The sequence below is a fragment of the Symbiobacterium turbinis genome (assembly GCF_055383075.1).
Map to the genome: position 1 here is coordinate 1117883 of NZ_AP042433.1, position 15566 is coordinate 1133448.

The window sequence follows — 15566 nt, forward strand, 5'->3', positions numbered from 1 at the left end:
ATTTCGGTCAGCGCACGGCCAGTTCGCTCTCGGCGTCGAACAGGTGCACCTTCTCCGGGTCGAAGGCGAGGTCGATCTGGTCGTGGGGGCGGAAACGCAGGTGCGGCTCCACCCGGGCCGTGATCTCGTCATCGCCGGAACGCAGGTAGAGATAGATCTCCGCTCCCAGCGGCTCCACCACCTCGATCCGGGCCGGGATGCGGGGCCCGTCGTGCGCCGCCAGGTACTGCGGATCGGCGTGCATGTTCTCCGGCCGGATGCCGAGCACCATCTCACGGCCGGCGTACGGGCGCGCCGCCGCCGAGAGCCGCTCCGGCACCGGGAACTGGAACGTGGCGGCGTGGAAGGTCCGCGCATCGTCGGAGAGGCGGCCCCGCAGGAAGTTCATGGCCGGCGAGCCGATGAAGCCGGCGACGAACAGGTTCGCGGGCCGGTCGTACAGCTCCTGCGGCGGCGCCACCTGCTGGATGACGCCGTCTTTCATGACCACGATGCGGTCGCCCATCGTCATGGCCTCCACCTGGTCGTGGGTCACGTAGATCGTCGTGGTCTGGAGCCGCTCCTGCAGCTTGGCGAGCTCGGTGCGCATGGAGGCCCGCAGCTTCGCATCCAGGTTGGAGAGCGGTTCATCCATCAGAAAGACCTTCGGGCTGCGCACGATGGCGCGCCCCAGCGCGACCCGCTGCCGCTGGCCCCCCGAAAGCGCTTTCGGCTTGCGGCCCAGCAGGTTGGAGAGGCCCAAGATCGCCGCGGCCTCCTTCACCCGCCGGTCGATCTCATCCTTCGGGACCTTCCGGAGCTTCAGGCCGAAGGCCATGTTCTCGTACACGTTCATGTGCGGGTACAGTGCGTAGTTCTGAAAGACCATCGCGATGTCGCGGTCCTTCGGCGCCACGTCGTTCACCAGCCGGTCGCCGATGTAGATCTCGCCCTCCGTGATCTCCTCGAGCCCGGCAATCATGCGCAAGGTGGTGGACTTGCCGCAGCCCGACGGCCCCACGAACACGATGAACTCCCGGTCCTTGATCTCCAGATTGAAGTCCCTGACAGCCGTAAACTCACCGAACCTCTTGTAGACGTGCCGCAAACTGACCTCGGCCATTCCGGCGCTTCACTCCTTTGGCCCCCTGAGCCCTGGCGTATTGGAGGCGGGGCGGTCCCGACTCACCAGCAGGACCGGTCTGCCCAGCCTGCTGGATTTTCAGATGCGGAAGCGCGCATCCGCTCAGATGGCGCAGGAAGGCGCTCCCACTATCCAGTTTCGGGGAGCGCCCTGACTTTTCCTCTTATGGCTGTATTAAGGGTACGTTGCGGTTCACCGGCGCGCCGGGCGCCGCCCGCGGGGCTTGCCGCCCAGCCGAAGACCGGCGGCCCGGTACAGATCGGCCACCTCCTGGTCGGTCAGGTAGCGCCACTCGCCTGCCGGAAGGTCCCCGAGCTTCAGCGGCCCCAGGGCGATGCGCTTCAGGTGAATCACCTCGTGCCCCAGCGCGGCGAACATACGGCGCACCTGCCGGTTGCGCCCCTCGTGGATGCGCAGCGAGATCGTCGCGCTGTTGGGCGCGCGCACCTCCAGCACCTTCACGTCGGCCGGCGCGGTCGGGCCGTCGTCCAGCTCGATGCCCTCCCGCAGGGCCCGGATCTTGGCCGGTCCGGGCACCCCCCGCACCTTGGCGATGTACGTCTTCTTCACCCTGCGGGCCGGGTGCATCAGCCCGTTGGCCAGGTCGCCGTCGTTGGTGAGCAGCAGGAGCCCCTCGGTGTCGAAGTCGAGCCTGCCCACGGGGTATACCCGCTCGGCCACCTCGCCCTCCAGCAGGTCGGTCACCTTCGGCCGCCCCTGCGGGTCGAAGAGGGTCGTCACGTATCCCTTGGGCTTGTTCAGCAGGACGTAAACCTTCGTCTCCGGTCTGCCCAGCGGGCGGCCGTCCACCTCGATGATATCCCGGCCCGGCACCACCTTCGTGCCCAGTTCGGTGACCACCCGCCCGTTCACGGTCACCCGCCCGGCCTGAATCAGGGCTTCGCTGTGGCGGCGCGACGCCACGCCCGCCCTGGCCATCACCTTCTGCAGCCGCTCGGCAACCTCCGCCTCAGCGGCCGTGAGCCGGGGGCCCTGGTCAACCTTCGGGCCCCGACCCGACGCGGGCTTCGCCCTGCGCCGCCCCCGCCGGCCCAGCAGCCCTCGTTCCAGCCTGTAGCGCAACTGCTCGTCCACCGAAGCGAAACCGCCGCCGGACGCGGCGAACGCGCGGGCGCTCCTCCCGGCCCGCTTCGCACCGGGTCCCGGCTTCCGGGGTCGATCTGCCATCGGATACACCTCACCATGCTCTGCTGCGGGTCATAGGATGGGGTACTGCGTCAGGATGGCGGCCGCGGTTCCGCCGTTTCCAGGGGGGAAGCCTGCCGTGAAACTCGGGATGGAGCTGACCGCGCGCCATCCGATCCAGCTGAACCTGGGAACCTTCTTCGAGACCTGGCTCGCCACCGCCGCCGGCAGCGCCCGCCGCTCCCTGGGGCGGGACGAGTACCACCTGCGCATCACCATCGGCGCAGGGGCCAGACTGGCCGGGACGGGGCGCACGCACCTCTGCCAGGTGGACCTGGAGGCGGCCGGGCTGGGGCGGAACGGCGTCCGGCAGGCGTTGCTGACCCCCCTGGAGTTCCCGGAGGAGGGCCCCGTCATCTGGGGCATCCGCACCAACCGCTTCCTCCACCTGTCCGACCTGGTCGCGTCGGCCGGCGGCTGCATGCTGCGGGAAGACCGCCCGCCCGAAGAGTTCGCGCTCGACGACCCTCGGGTGCGCGTGGAGTGTGTGTCCCCCGGGCGCTACATCGTCGACGTCACCGGGCTCCTCACCGACTGAGCAAAGAACAGGCTGCCCCTGAGCAGCCTGCCCCGGCTCGAGCGGCCTATTCGGAAATGCGGGCGATGACCTCGACCTCGACCGCGGTATCCATGGGCAGTTCCGGAGCGCCCACGGCGGACCGCGCGTGGAGGCCGGCATCGCCGAAGACCTGCTGGTACAGCTCCGATGCCCCGTTGGCCACCGCCGGCTGTCCCGTGAAGCCGTCGGCGCTGTTCACGAACACGACCACCTTCACGATCTGGGCCACCTTGTCCAGCGAACCCACGGCCGACTTCAACACAGCCAGGGTGTTGATGGCGCACAGCCGTGCGGCCTGGTAGCCCTCCTCGGGGGTCAGGTCCCTGCCGACCTTGCCCTTGTACTTCAGCTGACCGCCCTCCACCGCGATCTGGCCGCTGGTGAAGATCAGGTCGCCGCTGCGGACGAACGGAACGTAGGCCGCGACCGGCTTCGGCGCGTCCGGAAGGGTGATGCCCAGTTCCTGCAACCTCTGTTCTGCACTCATGAACGGCGTGTGCCTCCTCCGATGGGTTCAATCCGCTCTATTTTTACCATAAGCTCACCGAAAAAACCACTGGCACACGTAAAGCGCGGCCAGAAACCCGACCAGATCGGCCGTCAGCCCCACGGCGGCGCTGTAGCGCACCCGCCGGATGCCCACCGAGCCGAAGTAGACGGTGAGCACGTAGAAGGTGGTGTCGGTCGAGCCCTGCATGATGGAGGCCAGCCGGCCGATGAACGAATCGGGGCCGTGGGTCTTCAGCAGGTCCGCCGTCACCGCCAGCGCCCCCGCGCCCGAGAGCGGCCGCACGATCATCAGAGGGAGCACCTCGGAGGGGAAGCCCAGGGCCCCCGTAATCCCGCTCATGGCCTCGGCCAGCAGTTCCATGGCGCCGGAGGCCCGGAAGATGGAGAGGGCCATGAGCATGCCGACCAGGAAGGGGATGATCTTGACCGCGATCTCCAGCCCCTCCTCCGCCCCCTCGATGAAGGCGTCGTAGACCGGCACCCTGCGAATGGCGCCCCACAGCGGGATCAGCGCGAGCATCCCCGGCACGGCCCAGAGCGAGAGCGAGTTCAGCACAGACACCGGCCCTACCTCCCCCGTGCCCGGAGCGCCGTGCGCACCGCCCAGTCGAGCCCGATCGAGAAGATCCCCGCCACCACCGAGGCGATCAGCGTGGCCACCACGATCTCCGCCGGGTTCACCGACCCGTACGTGGCCCGCAGCGCGATGATCGTCCCCGGCACCAGCGTGATGGATGCGGTGTTCAGGGCCAGGAAGGTGCACATGGCCTCAGAGGCGGTCTCCTTGTCCGGGTTGAGCTCCTGCAGCTCCTGCATCGCCTTCAGCCCGAAGGGGGTGGCGGCCGAACCCAGCCCCAGCATGTTGGCGGAGATGTTCATCAACATCGCCCCCACGGCCGGGTGGTCGCGGGGCACGGTGGGAAAGAGCCACCTCACCACCGGGCGGAGCAGCATCGCCAGCCCTTCCATGAGCCCGCTGCGCTCCGCGATCTTCATGATGCCCATCCACAGGGCCATAAGCCCCGCCAGCCCGATGGCCGTCTCGATGGCGAGCTTGCCCCCCGCGAACGCCGCATCGGTCACCTCGGCGGCCCTGCCGGTGGCGGCGGCTACCGCCACCCCGGCCAGGATGAGTCCGAGCCAGACCAGGTTCATCATGCTGCTGCAACCCCCCCGCCCGCGATGGATATGCCGGGTGGGACAAATTCAGCCCTCGTCCGCGGACAGGTCCGCGCAAAAGGGCGCCCCCGCACGGGGACGCCCCTTACCCTGCTGTCTGATTACACTTTCAGCATGCGCTCCACGCCCAGGATGAAGACCGTTGCGGCGGATTGCGGCGTGGTCTTGCCCGCTTTCGCGCTGCCCTGGCTCACCTGCGTGCCGGGGCATACGCCGCGGATGGCGTCGAGCGCATCCTCCAGCTGATCCTCCCGGACGCCGATGAGGAAGGTGGTGTTGCCGGCCTTCAGAAACCCGCCCGTGGAGGACAGCTTGGTCGCGCTCAACCCCTTCCTGGTGAGCGTCTCGGTCACCTGCGCGGCGAACTCGTCCCGCACCACGGCTACGATCATCTTCACGAACTGATCCCTCCTGATGACCCTGCTCGGGCAAGTGACATCTTTCGGCACGGCGCGCCTGTTTCCCTGCGCCCTGCGGCCAGAATGACGCGGCGTCGCATAGCCCGGCGACGTTGGACATACCGTTTGGCGAAGGCAGATGAGGGGTGGTTGCCATGTACCGGTCTCCACGGGCGCAGTTCTTCGTCGTGCGGGTGAACCGCTGGTGGGCGGCGGGCCTGGCGGCCCTGTTGCTGGCGGTTCTCGCCCTTCCCTGGGGCTCCCCGCCGCCGGCTGCGGGCACGGGCGGGCCTCGGGTGGCTGAGGGTGTGACCCTGCTGGGGTTCGACTTCTCGGGAATGTCTGAGCGGGAGGCCCGGGCGCTGCTTGGCGAGCTGGCCACCGGCTACCGCGCCATGCCCGTGGCCGCCCGCCGGTTCGAGTCGGCCGACGGCATCCCTTATACCGTACCCGAACTGAACGGCTTCCAACTCGACGTGGAGCGCACCTGGCTCAGGCTGGCCACCGCCCCGCCGGGCACGATCGTGGAGCCCGCGGTGCAGGTAGAGCCGGCCACAACCCGCCTGGCCGACCTGCCCCTCAGCGCGATCCGCCAGGGCAACGGTGAGAAACAGGCGGTGGCCCTCCTGATCAACGTCGACTGGGGCGCCGACGAGCTGGCGCGCATGCTCCCGATCCTGAAGCGCAAAGACGCCAGGGCCACCTTCTTCCTGTCCGGCCGGTGGGCCGAGCAGAACCCGAACCTGACCCGCCTCATCGCCGCCGACGGCCACGAAGTGGCCACCCACGGCCACAACCTGACCCACGGCCCGAAGGCCCTGGCCCGCGCCGGGCGGCTGAAGGACGACATCGCACAGTCGGTCAGGGTCATCGAGGAGATTACCGGCCAGACGGTGAAGTACTACGCGCCGCACAAGTCGGAGGTCGACCAGTCGATTCTGCAGACCGCGGCCGACCTCAACCTCCAGACGGTCCTCTACAGCCTCGACACGGTGGACTGGAACGAGCAGTACGCCACACCGGAACGCATCCTGGAGACGTTCCGGCAGGCCAAGGCCGGCGATCTCATCCTGATGCACCCGAAGCCCAACACCCTGAAGGTGCTGGAGCAGGTCATCGACCTGCTGCAGAGCAGGGGCTACCGGCTGGTCACCCTGAGCGAGATGCTCTCCCCCGATCCGCTTCTGCCGGGCAGGAGCAGCGGGCACGAAAGCGGGGACTGAGAACTGCCGCCTGGGGCAACATGAATCGGCCCAACTGCCTTATGGGAGAAGATCCTATTTTCTTGTATAATCAACACATAGAATGATTCCGGCCGCGCTGTGCACCCACAGTTCGAAAACGGTCAGATCTGCATTTCCCGCAACTTTTTCCACTGGAGGCAGCCTATGCGAATCACGATACGTCAGAGGCTCATGTTGGGATTCGGCAGTGTCGTGTTGCTGCTGGGCGTGGTGGCCTACGCCGGCATCACCAGCCTGCAGGATATCACGGTCAGGTACGACGACGTGGTCCACCGGGTCGACGCCAGTGCGATGAAGGCCCGCGAGATCGAGGCGGGGGTCCAGGACGAGGCGCGCGCCCTGGCGAGCTACCTCCTGACCGGCGAGGCCGCCTACGCGGAGGAGTTCGAAAGGGCCTCAGCCCAGGTGGCCGCGGCGCTCGATGAGCTGTCGGGCCTGGCCACCGGCGAGGCCCATGCGCTCGCCGACGAGCTGCGCACGCGGGTGCAGGCCTACGAGGCTGTTTCCCGCAACCTGCTGAAGCGCACGCGCTACGGACAGGCGGAGGCCAGCTTCATCCTGTCGGAGCAGCTCCGCCCCCTGCGCGAAGACGTCGTGCTGGCTGCGGCGGCGCTGAAGGAGACCACCGATCGGGTCGTGAACGACCAGACCCTGCTCGCCCGGGAACGGGCGAACCAGTCCGTGTACATCGTCGGCGCCGTCAGCCTGGCTGCGGCGGTTCTGGGGGTCATTGCGGCGCTTAGTGTCTCCGGAAGGGTGGCCCGCGCCGTGCACGACGTGGCCGCCGTGGCTGAACGGGTCGCGGGAGGCGACCTCAGCCACGGCGAGATCCGCGCCGGCAACAATGAACTGGGCGACATGGCCAGGTCCATGCAGCGGATGGTCGAGCAGTTCCGCGCGCTGATCGGCAGCATCCAGCGTGTCGCCAGCTCGCTCATGGCGTCGGCGCAGGAGCTCGCCGCCTCGTCGGCCCAGTCGGCGAGCGGAGCCCAGAATGCGGCAGAGATGGCCGCGCGAATCACATCCGGCGCGGCGGCGCTCACGGCCGCGGCGGGAGACGTGCGCCAGATCATGGCAGAGCTCCGGCAGACCAGCCACCAGATCGCCCAGGGTGCGCAGACCACCGCCGCGGAAATGACCCGCGCCACCGAGCTCCTGGCCAGCTCGGCCCGTTCCGCTGCCGCGGTCGCCGCCAGGACGGGCGAAGTCTCAGCCCAGACGACCCGCACGGAGCTGCTGGCCCAGGAGGGGGCCCAGGTCGTGCGCGAGTCTCTGGCCGCCATGCAGCGGATTCAGGCGGCGGTGACCGACTCGGCAGCGCGCATCCGCAACCTGGAGGCGCTCTCGGCTCAGATCGGCGAGATCACCGCGGTCATCGGCGCCATCGCCGACCAGACAAACCTGCTCGCGCTCAACGCCGCGATCGAGGCGGCCCGTGCCGGCGAGCAGGGCCGCGGCTTCGCCGTGGTCGCCGAGGAGATCCGGAGCCTGGCGGAGCGCTCCGCGGCCGCCACGCGCGAGATCGCCGATCGCATCGCCGGCATCCAGGCCGGAACCGCCGAGGCCGTGGCCGCCATGGAGACAGGCCTCCAGCAGGTGCGGGAAGGCAGCGGGAGGGCCAACGCAGCGGGAGATGCCCTCGGCGAGATCCTGAGCGGTCTGCGGGACACCGCCGCCGACGTGCAGGAGATCGCCGGGAGCGTGCAGGCCATGCAGGCCGACATCGACCGGCTGGTGGAGTCGTTCCAGGCCGTCGCGGCGCTGGCCGAGGAGTTCACCGCCGCCACCGAGGAGATGGACGCCTCCACCGCGCAGGTCTCGGGCGCCATGGAGCAGGTAGACGAAACCGCCCGCTCGAACGAGCGGGCGGCGCAGGAGGTCTCCGGCTTCGTGGAGCAGCTGACGGCAGCGGTTGAAGAGGTCGCCGCCTCGGCCGACGGCCTCAGAGGGATGGCGCAGGAACTGCAGGCCTCCGTCGCCTGGCTGAAGCTCTAGCGCAGCTTCCCCTCCATCACGGGAACGCGTTCCCGACGGCCTCCCAGATGGCCGGTTCGTTGAGCCCCAGCCGCCAGATTGCGATGCCGCCCAGTCCGTACTTCTCAACAATCTGCAGCTTGGCGGCCGCGGAGTGGCTGTTCTCGAAGTAGACGATGTGCGCTCGGCCGCCCTCGCTGTAGGTGAAGTAGGGAACCTGCGCCACATCGTCCCACTGCACCTGGGCCCCGTGCCTGGCCGCCAGGGTGTAGGCGCCGCCGGTCGAAAGCCCCTTCACCACCTGCCGCGTGCCGTGGATCCAGTCGTAGCCGTAGGCCGGTATCCCCAGCAGGATCTTCTCCGGCGGGATCTGGGTAACGGCGTACGCGGCGACGCGGTCGACCCAGGGCAGCGATGCCACCGGACCGTGGGGCAGGCCGTAGGTGTGCTCGTCGTAGGTCATGATGGCCACCTGGTCGGCCGCCTCACCCAGCGCGGCGTAGTCGAAGGCGCCGCCCCAGTTGGACGTGGTGTCGTCCCAGACCTTCGCCGGCACGGACACCGTAAGGTGAATCCCGTGGGGCTTCAGGGCCGCCGCGGCCTCCCTCACGAGGGCGGTGTAGTGCGGCCGCAGGTCCCCGGGCACGTTCTCGATGTCGATGTCGATGCCGGCGAGGCCGTGCACCTGCGCGATGGCCAGCATGTCGGCCACCGCCCGGCCCCGCCGCTCCGGGTCGGAGAGCACCGCCCGGGCGATCTCGGCGCTGAAGTGGCCGTTCTCCATGTTGTAGATCAGACCATACACGGGTACGCCCATCTCCCCGGCGGCCGCGGAGAGGTCGGGATACGGCCGGGTCGTGATGGAGCCGTCGGCGTTCAGCTGCAGGGCGAAGTTCACGACCCGGTCCACGTGCGCGCCGGCCTCGCGCAGGGCGTTGAGCGCGCGCACGTCGCCCTGCCAGTCCTCCGCGTAGTAGGCCACGACGAGCGGGCCCTCCTCCTCGGCCGGCGGCTCCTCGACGGGCGGCTCCCCGGCCGTCAGCACCACCCACCCGTCGCCCGCCAGGTCGGGCAGCACCCAGGCCTCCGCCGACTGCAGATCCGCCGGGGAGGGCAGCGCGCCGGCGGGCACCCCGGGCGCCGCAGCCCCCGATGCGCCAACCACGAGCAGCGCCACCGTCATCAGCCCCAGCCAGAGCCGTCTCCCCAGCCTGTGCACAGCCCCACCTCCGTATAATCGAACGCAAAAAACTAATCGTGTTCGATTATACCGGTCGTGGTATGTCTGTGTCTTGCGGGAGTTATTGGCCGCGGGCGGCAGGCCTGCCTCCGTCCGGCGAGTTTGTGAAGGAAAGCGCATGTGCCGGGGCGAAACGGAATAACAGACGCTTCCAGTCGTACTTCATGCAGACGTCTCAGCTGCCAGACGCCACAGCGGTCGGCCCCAACGGCCGCCCACGGCGCCGCGGAAGGAGGTCATGTCCCATGCGCGTTGCCGGCCAGTTCCGCTTCGATGCGCCGCCACAGGTCATGTACAAGCTGTTCACCAACGAGGAAGCTCTCCTGAACGCCACCATCGCCCTTGAGTCCCTGGAAGAGATCGCCCCCGACAGGTGGGCCGCCCGGCTGAAGGTGGGCATCGGCGGCTTCGCCCTGATCTACAAGGGCATTCTGGAGGTCACCGACCGCGTCCCGGGCGAGAGCTTTCACCTGCGCATCGCCGCCGAAACCCACAACGGCTCCGCCCATGCGGAGGCCGATCTGCGCTTCCTCCCCGACGGCGACGGCTGCGTGGTCGCCTACGACGCCGACATCGAGTTCCGGGGCGCGCAGAAGCTCCTGCCCTCCCTCGCGAAGGGGCTGGTGGACTACTTCATGCACGGCATGCGGGAGTACCTGGACAAGGCGAAGGCCCGCGACCTCATCTGATGCGCAACCCCCAAACAACACGTTAAATGAGCCGGTGCAGACGCACCGGCTCTTTCACACGCCGCTGAGGAACCGCCTGAGGCGTTCTGCCGCGCCCCGCAGGTCCTGCGGGGCGTTCAGCATCGGGGCGAACAGGTCCCCCACCGCCGCCAGGCGAGCGTGCATTGTGCGCAGGGTAAACCGCGGCGGCTCCCCTTCGAGCTCCTCCCAGGTGACGGGCGCCGAGACCGGCGCCCCCGGCAGCGGGCGCACGCCGTAGACGCTGGTGATGGTTTGCCCCCGCCGGTTCTGCAGGTAGTCCACGTAGACCTTCGGGCCCCGCTTCGCGACCGCGCGCTCCAGCGTGACCTTCTGCGGGTACGCCCTGAGCAGCACCCGGCCCACCAGCTCGCAGAAGGCGGCCGTCTCGGCGTAGGTCGTGCCAGGCCCGGCCCTGCAGAAGATGTGTACGCCCGTCGCCCCCGAGAGCTTGGGGAAGCCCTCCACCTGCACCTCCCCGAGGATCTGCCGGACCAGCCGGGCCACCACCAGGACGTCCTGGAAGGTGGCCCCCTCCGACGGGTCCAGGTCGATCACCGCCCAGTCCGGCTGGTCGGGGGCGGCGCAGGAGGAGAGCCAGGGGTGCAGCTCAATCGCCCCGAGGTTGGCCGCGTAGGCCAGGGCGGCCGGCTCCTCGATGCGCAGGTAGCGGATGACCCGGCCGTCGTCGGCCCTGTCCGCCCAGGTGGGCAGCCAGTCCGGCAGGCCGGCCGGCGCGTCCTTCTGGTAGAACCACTTGCCGCCGATGCCGTGGGGGTACCGGGTGAGCACGACGGGCCGGCCCCGCAGGTGCGGCAGCAGATACGGGGCCACCGAGACGTAGTACGCGATCAGGTCGCCCTTGGTGAGCCCGTCCTCGGGCCACAGGGGCTTCTCCAGGTTGGTCACGGCCAGCTCCCGGCCGGCCACCGCCACCCGCCGCCGCTGCGACCTGGCCACTACTGCAGCCGCACTTCCTGCGGGCCCCAGGCCGAAACCAGGGCCAGCACTTCGTCCACCTGCCGCTGCCCGACCCGGGCCTCCACGCGGAAGCGCGCGCGCCTTTCGCCCCCGGCGGGGTCCGCGCCGCGCCGGTCCGCAGCCAGCCCCTGGTCCGCCAGGTTCCCGAAGAAGGTGCCCAGGCCCGCCCCGGCCAGCGTGGTCAGCATGGTGCCGGTGGCCGACGCGGCGCCCAGCGGCGGCACGAGGTACGTGGCGGCCAGGAAGCCCGCGGTGGCCCCCACGCTGGCCCCCAGCACCACCCCCCGCCCCATCCCGCGCTCCGGCAGGGCTGCCTCTGCGTCCGGCGGCGCTGCCTCTGCTGCGTGGGGTTCTGCCGCCAGCGTCACCTCCACCGCGCGGGCCTTCAGCCCGCGGAAGCAGGCCCGCGCGTCCCCTTCCTCGGCAAACCAGGCGACGACCGTGTGGCTGCGTTCCTCGGGCCAGGGCAGCGGCCGCTCGTCGGGGAAGCCCGGGGCCGGCTCCGCGGGATGCGGCTGCTCCTGCCACTCCTGCTCGGTCATCTGGCTCTCCTCCTCTTCCAGGTCTGTCACGGCATCACCGCCGCCTCAGGGGGATCCGCGGTGAACCCGACCACCGCCGGGTCCCGGAGCCGCCCCTCCTCCGTCCACTCGGTGAAGGCCACCCGCACCGTCAGACGGGGCTCCACCCAGACCACCGGGCCCGGCTCCCCGCCGAACCGGTCCCGCAGCCTCGGAACTTCGGGAAACGGGCATCCGGCCGGCGGCAGGTGCTGCCTGATCGCCGCCAGCTCCTCTCCGGTCAGCCCCGAACCCACCCGGCCGATGTACTGGAGCCGGCCGGAGCGGTAGGCCCCCAGGAGCAGACCGCCCGGTCGGCCGACCGGATTGGTGTACCCCGCCACCACGGCCAGCATCTCCGAACGGCGCTTCACCTTCAGCCAGTCCCGGCTGCGGGCGCCCGGCACGTAGGGGCTGCCGCGCCGCTTGGCCACCACCCCCTCCAGCCCCTGGTCCACCGCTGCGGCAAAGAGCGCCGGCCCCTGGTCGCCGGGGAACGAGGCCACCACCTGCCAGGCCTCGGCGGGGGGCACCACCTCCTCCAGCAGGGCCAGCCGCTCGGTGAGCGGACGCTGGTAGAGCGGCTCGCCGTCCCACTCCAGCAGGTCGAACAGCATGAGGGTGGCCGGCGGGCGGCGGCCGGGCCGGGTGCTGCCAGACGCCAGGTCCCGCTCCAGGACGGCGGAAAAGCTGGGCCGCCCGTCCCGGAGCACGATGATCTCGCCGTCCAGCACCGCCCGCCGGCCGGAAAGGGCGGCCGCCAGGCCGTTGAACTCGGGAAACAGGTGAGTGCGCTCCCGCAGCCGGCGGCTCCAGTGGCGCACCCGGCCGCCCTCCACCAGCGTCAGGTTCCGCACGCCGTCCCACTTCACCTGGTAGAGCCAGCCGGCGTCGGCGAAAGGCGCCTCGGCCCGCTCCAGCAGCATCGGCGGGAAGGGAAGGTCCACCGGCTACGGCCTCCCGGGCACCGTCTCGTCAGGCCCGACGTCAGCCGGCACCGGCGGAACCCCGGGGACGGATGCGGGAGGCGCTCCGGGCAGCCCAGGGATCGTGCGGCGCGGGGGCTCGTCCGCGCCCCGCCGCCCCTCCGCCGCCTGAATCGACGCGCGCAGCGCCTCCATGAGATCGACGACCCGGCCCTGTTCCGGCGCGGGCCCGAGCTCTTCCGGGGGCGCTCCCGCGATCTTCGCCTCGATGCGCTCCAGAAGCGCCTTCCGGTACTCGTTCTCGAACCGTTCGGGCGTGAACGGCATGGTCAGCGATTCGATCAGCCCGGTGGCCATCTCGATCTCCTGGGGCCGCAGCTCCGGCTGGGCGATGCCGGTGAGGCCGGCTACCGATCTCACCTCGTCCGGGAAGTGCATCGTCTCCATGGCCAGCACGCCGTTTCGGAAGACCCGCAGGGCCGCCAGCGACTCCTTGGAGCGGATGACCACGCGGGCGACGGCGACCCTTCCGGTCAGCTCCATCGCGTGGCGCAGCAGGGCGTAGGCCTTCGCGCCGCCCTCGCCGGGCTCCAGGTAGTAGGTCTTGTCGAAGTAGACCGGGTCGATCTCCGACAGGTGCACGAAGGCGACGATCTCCAGGGTGCGCCGGGCCGCCAGGGGTATCGACTCGAAGTCCTCTTCCTCCAGCGTGACGTAGCGCCCCCGGTCGAACTCGTAGCCCTTCACGATCTCACCGCTTTCGACCTCGCGTTCACAGCTCGGGCAGTACTTCCGATACTGTATGGGCGTCTGGCAGGGCTCGTGGAGCAGGTTGAAGCGCAGGGCCTTAGACTCGGTTGCGGCGTACAGTTTCACCGGAATCGTCACCAGCCCGAAGCTGATGGTCCCCTTCCACATGGCACGCAGGGCGTCCACCCCCCGTTTGGTAGCGTAAGCCGACCGCACGCCGGCTATTCCGCCATGCTATGCGAGGGGGCCGGGCGCAATACCGCCCGGCCCCCAGGCCACTAGGTGAGGGTTGTATTGGGTGTGCCGTCGGCCCCGGTGGTGCCCTCGACCCCGGGCTCCCACGGCTCGTCCCTGCCGCGCCTCTCCAGGGCCGCCTTCAGCTTGTCGATGAGCTGCGGGGCCAGGTCGATGATGCGGTGGACCGGCTGCCCCCCGTCCACCGGCAGCATGCGCACCTGGTCCTTCGCCACCACCAGGAAGCCCACCGGGGAGACCGACACCCCGGCCCCGCTGCCGCCGCCGAAGGGGTGGTCGTGCCCGGGCTCCTGCTCGTGAGCAGGGGCAAATTCCGAACCGCCCGCCGCAAAGCCGAAGGCCACGCGCGACACGGGCACGATCACGGTGCCGTCCTGCGTCTCCACCGGGTCACCGATGACCGTGTTCACGTCCACCATACTCTTCAGGCTTTCCATGGCCGTCTTCATGAGGCCTTGAATCGGGTGATCGGCCACCGGTTCTGTCCCCTTTCCTCCGCTGACGCTGCTGAATCCGGGCCTTCGCCGCCCTGCGCCGCATGGTCTCCCGCAGCACCATGCCGGCTGCCAGAGTAGCCTTTCCCAGCCGCACACGCAGTATGCAGTCGAGGTCCGTGCGCAGGAGCGGCCGCTGGAAGTTGGGCACAACCGCCACTGCGACGCCGTCCCGGTCCAGCGCAACCCACCGGCCCAGCTGCGCCAGCAGCGCGTAAATTGCGCTCCAGCCGAGCCCGGTCAGCACAGCAGAGTCGCACGCGTCGAGGCCGCCCACCTCCATGCGCAGGCGGAAGCGGGGACAGCGGGTGGCCCGGGCCAGGTACCGCAGCCCGGGGGCCGACGCGGCCAGCAGTTCGCGAACATCCTGCTTGCCCAGGTCCAGGCGGCGCCGGGCTCGCCTCACCTGGCGGCGCGCCCGCTCCCCGAGGGCAATCTCCCGGGTGAGGCGCAGCCAGCCCACCCGCAGTTCCACCAACACCTTCGCCTTCAGGTTGAGCTGGGCGAGGCGCAGGTGCAGCTGAACCGGCACGAGCCCCAGCAGAAGGAGCGACGCCGCCAGGAAGCCCGCGGCGATCAGCCAGCCCATCTTTACCCACCCCCGGCAAACTTGCCCGCCTCGACAAGGTGAGTCTTGCCAATCCAGTCAGGGGCCATACCGCCGGGGCCTTCGGAGCGGCCGCGCCGCCTCTCGGAAACCAGGAAGCGGCTGACCCCATGCTCTGGGATCAGCCGCCCGTCACACCGCCAACCGGAACCGCTGCGCCAGGAGGCGCGGCAGCTCGCCAATATGCGACAGCCGGTGGTAATTGGGATCGTCCTCGTCCACGTCCAGGTGGTCGTAGGCCCAGGTCTCCACGTCCACGTGGTAGGCCGCAATGCCGACCGCCAGGGCGGGGCGGATGTCGGAGTGGCGGGAGTTGCCCACCACGAAGCAACGGCCCGGATCCCGGTCGCCCATGAAGGCCCTCAGCCGCTCGGGCGTCTTCTCCAGCACCACGGCCTCCCGGTGGATCCAGCGGCCGAGGCCGGACTCCCGGATCTTCCGCCGCTGGATGGGCTCTTCGCCCGCGGTCCAGATCGTCACCTCGAACCCCGCCTCGTGCAGCCAGCGCAGCGTCTCCACCGCGCCGGGCAGGAGCTCCTGCCGGGTCTCGTAAGGTATGGCGCACAGCCGCCTGAGCTCGGCCTCCACCTCCGGGTCGGCCTGCAGCCCCGCACGCCCGGCGAACTCCTGGTAGCAGGCCAGCCACGCCGCAGCCAGCGACTCCTTCACCAGGCCCATCTGCCGGGCCACGACCACGTCCAGTTCGGCTCCGCGCCGCTGCACCTCGCCGGCGTCGAAGCCGGTCCGGCGGGCGATGAGGCGGCTGGTCTCGGCCTCGACCTCCCGGAAGTAACGGATATTCTCCGCGATCGTGTCATCCCAGTCCACGAAGGCGTGCCCCGTGAAACCCAAC

The 15566-nt window shown here is 69.8% G+C and carries 18 protein-coding genes; 4 read left to right on the forward strand and 14 right to left on the reverse strand.

What is annotated here, in order from left to right:
* Nucleotides 1-7: 7 nt before the first annotated feature.
* Both ACZ45O_RS05360 and ACZ45O_RS05365 read right to left on the reverse strand, forming a co-directional pair.
* Entirely contained in the window at nt 8-1102 is a 1095-nt protein-coding gene (locus ACZ45O_RS05360; RefSeq protein WP_464856293.1) for an ABC transporter ATP-binding protein, read from the reverse strand.
* A 213-nt stretch (nt 1103-1315) separates the two neighbouring features.
* Nucleotides 1316-2311: a pseudouridine synthase gene (locus tag ACZ45O_RS05365; protein ID WP_464856295.1), complete on the reverse strand. Its 996-nt coding sequence runs from the start codon at nt 2309-2311 to the stop codon at nt 1316-1318.
* Between the two features lie 97 nt (nt 2312-2408).
* Between ACZ45O_RS05365 and ACZ45O_RS05370 the strand changes: the two genes are divergently transcribed.
* Nucleotides 2409-2867 (forward strand): hypothetical protein, encoded by a 459-nt coding sequence (locus ACZ45O_RS05370; RefSeq protein ID WP_464856297.1) that lies wholly within the window; start codon nt 2409-2411, stop codon nt 2865-2867.
* 46 nt (nt 2868-2913) lie between these two features.
* Here the strand turns inward: ACZ45O_RS05370 and ACZ45O_RS05375 are convergent, their stop codons facing one another.
* The 4 genes from ACZ45O_RS05375 to ACZ45O_RS05390 all read right to left on the reverse strand — a co-directional run bounded on the left by ACZ45O_RS05375 (nt 2914) and on the right by ACZ45O_RS05390 (nt 4969).
* Entirely contained in the window at nt 2914-3375 is a 462-nt protein-coding gene (locus ACZ45O_RS05375) for a RidA family protein (protein WP_464856299.1), read from the reverse strand.
* A 54-nt stretch (nt 3376-3429) separates the two neighbouring features.
* On the reverse strand, nt 3430-3960 hold the full coding sequence (locus ACZ45O_RS05380) for a spore maturation protein (RefSeq protein ID WP_464856301.1): 531 nt from the start codon (nt 3958-3960) through the stop codon (nt 3430-3432).
* A 5-nt stretch (nt 3961-3965) separates the two neighbouring features.
* Nucleotides 3966-4556: a nucleoside recognition domain-containing protein gene (locus ACZ45O_RS05385; RefSeq protein WP_464856303.1), complete on the reverse strand. Its 591-nt coding sequence runs from the start codon at nt 4554-4556 to the stop codon at nt 3966-3968.
* Nucleotides 4557-4678: 122 nt separating this feature from the next.
* A complete protein-coding gene (locus ACZ45O_RS05390; protein WP_464857664.1) occupies nt 4679-4969 on the reverse strand; it encodes a cyclic-di-AMP receptor in 291 nt (96 codons plus the stop codon).
* Nucleotides 4970-5130: 161 nt separating this feature from the next.
* Between ACZ45O_RS05390 and ACZ45O_RS05395 the strand changes: the two genes are divergently transcribed.
* Both ACZ45O_RS05395 and ACZ45O_RS05400 read left to right on the forward strand, forming a co-directional pair.
* Entirely contained in the window at nt 5131-6198 is a 1068-nt protein-coding gene (locus ACZ45O_RS05395) for a polysaccharide deacetylase family protein (protein ID WP_464856305.1), read from the forward strand.
* A gap of 165 nt (nt 6199-6363) precedes the next feature.
* Nucleotides 6364-8214, forward strand: coding sequence for a methyl-accepting chemotaxis protein (locus tag ACZ45O_RS05400; protein ID WP_464856307.1), 1851 nt, complete (start codon nt 6364-6366; stop codon nt 8212-8214).
* Between the two features lie 16 nt (nt 8215-8230).
* Here the strand turns inward: ACZ45O_RS05400 and ACZ45O_RS05405 are convergent, their stop codons facing one another.
* A complete protein-coding gene (locus ACZ45O_RS05405) occupies nt 8231-9412 on the reverse strand; it encodes a glycosyl hydrolase family 18 protein (protein ID WP_464856309.1) in 1182 nt (393 codons plus the stop codon).
* 266 nt (nt 9413-9678) lie between these two features.
* On the opposite strand from ACZ45O_RS05405, the gene ACZ45O_RS05410 reads away from it, so the two are divergent.
* Complete coding sequence (locus ACZ45O_RS05410; RefSeq protein WP_464856311.1) at nt 9679-10122, forward strand: CoxG family protein; 444 nt, start codon at nt 9679-9681, stop codon at nt 10120-10122.
* Between the two features lie 54 nt (nt 10123-10176).
* Here the strand turns inward: ACZ45O_RS05410 and ligD (ACZ45O_RS05415) are convergent, their stop codons facing one another.
* The 7 genes from ligD (ACZ45O_RS05415) to ACZ45O_RS05445 form a co-directional block, all read right to left on the reverse strand.
* A complete protein-coding gene (gene ligD, locus ACZ45O_RS05415) occupies nt 10177-11100 on the reverse strand; it encodes a non-homologous end-joining DNA ligase (RefSeq protein WP_464856313.1) in 924 nt (307 codons plus the stop codon).
* Nucleotides 11100-11693, reverse strand: a complete 594-nt coding sequence (locus ACZ45O_RS05420; RefSeq protein WP_464856315.1) for a hypothetical protein — start codon at nt 11691-11693, stop codon at nt 11100-11102. Before ACZ45O_RS05420 ends, ligD (ACZ45O_RS05415) begins: the two co-directional genes overlap by 1 nt.
* Nucleotides 11690-12628 (reverse strand): non-homologous end-joining DNA ligase, encoded by a 939-nt coding sequence (gene ligD, locus ACZ45O_RS05425; protein WP_464856317.1) that lies wholly within the window; start codon nt 12626-12628, stop codon nt 11690-11692. Before ligD (ACZ45O_RS05425) ends, ACZ45O_RS05420 begins: the two co-directional genes overlap by 4 nt.
* Nucleotides 12629-12631: 3 nt before the next feature.
* Nucleotides 12632-13543, reverse strand: coding sequence for a non-homologous end joining protein Ku (gene ku, locus ACZ45O_RS05430; protein WP_464856319.1), 912 nt, complete (start codon nt 13541-13543; stop codon nt 12632-12634).
* Nucleotides 13544-13635: 92 nt separating this feature from the next.
* A complete protein-coding gene (gene ytfJ, locus ACZ45O_RS05435) occupies nt 13636-14031 on the reverse strand; it encodes a GerW family sporulation protein (RefSeq protein ID WP_464857666.1) in 396 nt (131 codons plus the stop codon).
* On the reverse strand, nt 14003-14695 hold the full coding sequence (locus ACZ45O_RS05440) for a DUF2953 domain-containing protein (RefSeq protein ID WP_464856321.1): 693 nt from the start codon (nt 14693-14695) through the stop codon (nt 14003-14005). The genes ytfJ and ACZ45O_RS05440 overlap by 29 nt, the downstream gene beginning before the upstream one ends.
* A 150-nt stretch (nt 14696-14845) precedes the next feature.
* Nucleotides 14846-15565 carry an HAD family hydrolase gene (locus ACZ45O_RS05445; protein WP_464856323.1) on the reverse strand — a complete coding sequence of 240 codons (720 nt, stop codon included), beginning with the start codon at nt 15563-15565 and terminating at the stop codon, nt 14846-14848.
* Nucleotide 15566: the final 1 nt, after the last annotated feature.

Coding starts and splice junctions, on each gene's coding strand:
- ACZ45O_RS05360 (WP_464856293.1), bottom strand. CDS start 1,102: ATGGCCGAGGTCAGTTTGCGGCACGTCTACAAGAGGTTCGGTGAGTTT.
- ACZ45O_RS05365 (WP_464856295.1), bottom strand. CDS start 2,311: ATGGCAGATCGACCCCGGAAGCCGGGACCCGGTGCGAAGCGGGCCGGG.
- ACZ45O_RS05375 (WP_464856299.1), bottom strand. CDS start 3,375: ATGAGTGCAGAACAGAGGTTGCAGGAACTGGGCATCACCCTTCCGGAC.
- ACZ45O_RS05385 (WP_464856303.1), bottom strand. CDS start 4,556: ATGATGAACCTGGTCTGGCTCGGACTCATCCTGGCCGGGGTGGCGGTA.
- ACZ45O_RS05390 (WP_464857664.1), bottom strand. CDS start 4,969: ATGATCGTAGCCGTGGTGCGGGACGAGTTCGCCGCGCAGGTGACCGAG.
- ACZ45O_RS05395 (WP_464856305.1), top strand. CDS start 5,131: ATGTACCGGTCTCCACGGGCGCAGTTCTTCGTCGTGCGGGTGAACCGC.
- ACZ45O_RS05400 (WP_464856307.1), top strand. CDS start 6,364: ATGCGAATCACGATACGTCAGAGGCTCATGTTGGGATTCGGCAGTGTC.
- ACZ45O_RS05410 (WP_464856311.1), top strand. CDS start 9,679: ATGCGCGTTGCCGGCCAGTTCCGCTTCGATGCGCCGCCACAGGTCATG.
- ytfJ (WP_464857666.1), bottom strand. CDS start 14,031: ATGGTGGACGTGAACACGGTCATCGGTGACCCGGTGGAGACGCAGGAC.
- ACZ45O_RS05440 (WP_464856321.1), bottom strand. CDS start 14,695: ATGGGCTGGCTGATCGCCGCGGGCTTCCTGGCGGCGTCGCTCCTTCTG.